Genomic DNA, 1,357 nt, shown 5'->3' on the forward strand with positions numbered 1-1,357 from the left:
TCGCTTTTTTCTTACCGTTTTCTACTTTTAATACGGCTGGACTTATTAACTTGTCTTTCATTCTAGATTCTTCATCTGTCTTATCTTTTAACACTTTAAATGGAATGCTATAATTCCCATCGTTAATTGTGTTAGAATTGGGTTGTTGATCTGAGTCAGGCTTTTGGTCGGGCTTCTGACTTGGATCCGGTTTTTCATTTGGATCTGGCTTATTAGCTGGGTCCTCTTTTTCATTTGGTTGTTCTACATGAATCGGTGTAATACTATTTTGATCAAATACAATGCGCACATCATAGTCATGATGATAATTTAAAAAGTCTATGTCTACTTTTACTTTCGCATTTAATACTTTCTCTACATCGTCCACTTCAAATTCTACTACTCTTGTATCTTTTTCTTTATCTTCACTACTTACATTTGTCGCAACAAACTGTCCATTTTTTTCTGTTTCAAACTTTGTAATCCATGAACTATGTTCTAACGTAAAGGATACCTTCTTCTTCCCATCCTTCACTTTTAAAGTTCCTGGACTTACAGAGTATTGATTCATCATAGATTCTTCATCTGATGTGTCCTTAAGAACTTTGAAACCGATTGAATATTCACCGTCAGCCAACTGGGTAGCTGCTTGAACTGCAAGTGGTTGTAATGTTGATACGAATGTAAATACCATTAAAAACATAGCAACAATAATTTTTACATACCTGTTCAATGGAACGACCCTCCCTTTTGAAAATTTTTAAATTATTTAATACTGTTCCCATCAAATACAAAACGAATATCATATGAAGCATCATAATTAATAATTGGGATATTAATTTTCACCTTGCCATTTAGTTTTTTTGACAAATCAGCAACTTCAAATTCTACTACTCTAGTATTCTCTTTTGTATTTTCACTTAACACAGTAGCTTCTACGAATTGACCATTTTTTTCTACTTGTAAACTTTTAATAGAAGTACTATCTTTCACCTTGAATGAAACATATTGTTTTCCATCTTTAACTGTTACTGTTGCCGGACTTTCAAAATAACTATTCATTCTAGATGATTCATCTTTATCGCCTTTCCATACAGTAAAAGCAATATTATATTTTCCATCAGCCAATTTTGTAGCAGCCTTTGTATCTTGTAAACCTAGTGTTGCTATAAACGTAAATAAAACAGCAAATACGGCAATAATCATTTTAAATTGTTTAAACATATATTCATCACCCTTCAAAAGATTTATTTACTTAACTTCACTTTACGAATTAAGAAAACACCTGAAATAAGAATTAACGCTGCAAATAATCCGATGCGTGATTCATCGCCAGTCTTTGGGTTATCTGTTTTCTCAGCTTTTCCACTTTCATTTG

At 32.3% G+C, this 1,357-nt stretch carries 3 protein-coding genes; all 3 read right to left on the reverse strand.

The features are described 5' to 3' along the window. Window positions 1-712, reverse strand: a 712-nt coding sequence (locus MR113_RS27125; RefSeq protein WP_242257472.1) for an NEAT domain-containing protein, incomplete at its 3' end; no start/stop codon positions are given. 32 nt (window positions 713-744) lie between these two features. Next, window positions 745-1,203: an NEAT domain-containing protein gene (locus MR113_RS27130; RefSeq protein WP_061677075.1), complete on the reverse strand. Its 459-nt coding sequence runs from the start codon at window positions 1,201-1,203 to the stop codon at window positions 745-747. Between the two features lie 23 nt (window positions 1,204-1,226). Next, the coding region (locus MR113_RS27135; protein WP_242257473.1) for a sortase B protein-sorting domain-containing protein at window positions 1,227-1,357 on the reverse strand (131 nt) is incomplete at its 5' end.

Source organism: Bacillus cereus group sp. BfR-BA-01379, from assembly GCF_022663605.1.
Taxonomy (GTDB): Bacteria; Bacillota; Bacilli; order Bacillales; family Bacillaceae_G; genus Bacillus_A; species Bacillus_A mobilis.

Excerpts from the sequence above, each read along its gene's own strand:
- MR113_RS27130 (WP_061677075.1), bottom strand. The coding sequence starts at position 1,203 with ATGTTTAAACAATTTAAAATGATTATTGCCGTATTTGCTGTTTTATTT.